Raw genomic sequence first — 2,768 nt, 5'->3', positions numbered from 1 at the left:
GCCGAATGCCCGGAAGCGGGTCAGGTCGCCGAGGCACTACGCGCACAGGGCATGACCCTCCACACCCTCGAAATCGACGAGTCCGACGCCGGACGGGAAATTCTCGCCTCCCGGATCCAGGAGGGGCTGAACGGGTTGGCCCCCGCAGGTGTGCTGTCCCTGCTGGCGCTGACCGACGACGTGCATTCCGCATTCCCCGCAGTACCCTCCGGGTTCGCACATTCACTGACGCTGATTCAGGCACTTGGCGACGCGGGTATCGAAGCCCCCCTCTGGCTCGCCACCCGCGGCGCGGTCGCAACCGGCCGGGCGGAATCCGTCACGAGCCCGCCGCAGGCCATGATCTGGGGTCTGGGGCGAATAGCTGCACTGGAATACCCTCAGCGCTGGGGCGGTGTGATCGACCTCCCGCAGTCCCTCGAACCCCGCACGGCGACGCGGCTGGCCGGGGTGCTGGCCGGACTGCACGACACGGAGAGCGAGATGGCGCTCCGTACCTCCGGAACCTTCGGCCGCCGTCTCGTCCGGGCGACGCCGAGCGGTGCCGAGCGCGTGCCGTGGCAGCCGGGTGGCACCGCACTGATCACCGGTGGCACGGGCGGCCTGGGCAGTCATGTCGCCCGATGGCTGGCCGACGGTGGCGCCGAGCACCTGGTGCTCACCAGTCGCAGCGGGGCGGCGGCTCCCGGCGCGGAGCAGCTGAGGGCCGAACTCACCGCACTCGGCGCCCGGGTCACCATCGCCGCCTGCGACGTGAGCGACCGCGACGCCCTGGCCGCGCTGTTGAAGGATCTGGATGCCGCGGGTTCGCCCGTACAGGCCGTCTTCCACACGGCCGGCGTTCTGGACGACGGGGTCATCGACACCCTCACCGCGGACCGGGCGAGCACCGTCCTGCGGCCCAAGGCAGCTGCCGCGCTGAACCTGCACGAACTGACCAAGAACCGCGACCTGAACGCCTTCGTGCTGTTCTCCTCGTTCGCGGGCACGCTCGGCGGTCCGGGCCAGGGCAGCTATGCGGCGGCGAACGCCTTCCTGGACGCGCTCGCGGAGCAGCGCCGCGCCGCCGGACTGGCCGCGACATCGGTCGCCTGGGGCCCCTGGGCGGGCGGCGGTCTGGTCGACGACTCCACCGAGGCGCGGCTGCGTCGGAACGGCATGCCGACGATGGCACCGGAGTCGGCGATCGCGGCCCTCCAGCAGGCCCTCGATCTCGGCGACGCGTCCGTGGCGGTGGCCGACATCGACTGGGAGCGCCTGGCAGCGTCCTCTCCCTCCGGTCCCTCGGCTCCGGTTCTCGCCGAACTGCCCGAAATACGCGGCATCCTCGACGCCGGTACCGGCGCGACGACCGGCCCCGATGACGGCTCCCCGCTGGCCGAGCGGTTGGCGGGATTGTCGGACAGCGACGCCGAACAGGCCCTGATGGAGCTGATCGGCACCGAGGTTGCCGCCGTACTCGGCTACCCCGGCCCGCAATCCGTCGAGACCGACCGTGCCTTCCGTGAGCTGGGCTTCGACTCGCTCACCGCTGTCGACCTGCGCAACCGGCTGACGTCCGCGACCGGCATGCGGCTGCCCGTCACGCTGGTCTTCGACTACCCGACCGTCACCTCGCTCGCCCAGTACATCCACACCGAGGTGGCCGGCACCCGGTCCGTCGCCCCCGAGTCGAAAGCCGGGCCCGCGCCCCTCGACGACGACCCGATCGTGATCGTCGGGATGAGCTGTCGATTCCCCGGTGGTGTGACCTCCCCCGAGGGACTGTGGGAGCTCCTCGACGAGGGCCGCGACGCGGTAGCCGGATTCCCCACCGACCGCGGCTGGGACATCGAGGGCCGCTACGACCCGGACCCCGACAAGCCGGGCACCTTCTACGCGCGTGGTGGCGGCTTTCTCTACGACGCCGACCACTTCGACCCGACGTTCTTCGGGATCTCGCCGCGTGAGGCACTGGCGATCGACCCGCAGCACCGACTGCTGCTGGAGACTTCCTGGGAAGCCTTCGAACGCGCAGGCATCGAGCCGACCAGGCTGAAGGGCACCCAGGCGGGCGTGTTCATCGGCGCCAGCTACAACGACTACGGATCGCGTTTCCAGCAGGCTCCCGAAGAGTTCGAGGGCTACCTGGCAACGGGCAGCGCCAGCAGCGTCGCCTCCGGACGGGTCTCCTACACCTTCGGTCTCCAGGGCCCCTCGCTGACCGTGGACACGGCCTGCTCCTCCTCACTGCTCGCACTGCACCTGGCCGCCCAGTCCCTTCGGCAGGGTGAGTGTTCGATGGCGCTGGCCGGCGGTGTGGTCGTGATGTCCACGATGGACAGTTTCATCGAGTTCAGCCGTCAGCGGGCCATGTCCCCCGACGGCCGCTGCAGGGCCTTCTCGGCCGATGCGGACGGCGCGGGCTGGGCCGAGGGGGTGGGCATGGTGTTGCTGGAGCGGTTGTCCGACGCGCGGCGCAACGGCCACCAGATCCTGGCGATGGTCCGGGGCTCGGCTGTCAACCAGGACGGTGCCAGCAACGGCCTCACCGCGCCGAACGGACCGGCGCAGCAGCGGGTGATCCGGGCGGCGTTGGACTCCGCCGGGCTCTCGGCGGCGGATGTGGATGTGGTGGAGGCGCACGGGACGGGGACGTCGCTGGGCGATCCGATCGAGGCGGGTGCGTTGTTCGCGACGTATGGGCAGGGGCGTTCGGTGGAGCGGCCGCTGTGGTTGGGGGCGTTGAAGTCGAACATCGGTCATACGCAGGCTGCTTCGGGTGTGGC

General features: G+C 70.7%; 1 protein-coding gene. It reads left to right on the top strand.

Annotated features, from left to right (window positions below):
* Positions 1-2,768, top strand: a 2,768-nt coding sequence (locus ACH4FH_RS38880) for an SDR family NAD(P)-dependent oxidoreductase (RefSeq protein ID WP_398560704.1), incomplete at both ends; no start/stop codon positions are given.

The organism is Streptomyces sp. NPDC017993 (assembly GCF_044328065.1).
Taxonomy (GTDB): domain Bacteria; phylum Actinomycetota; class Actinomycetes; order Streptomycetales; family Streptomycetaceae; genus Streptomyces.
Note: the sequence above shows the minus strand (reverse complement) of the source record. Positions and strands in the feature narration are given on the sequence as shown.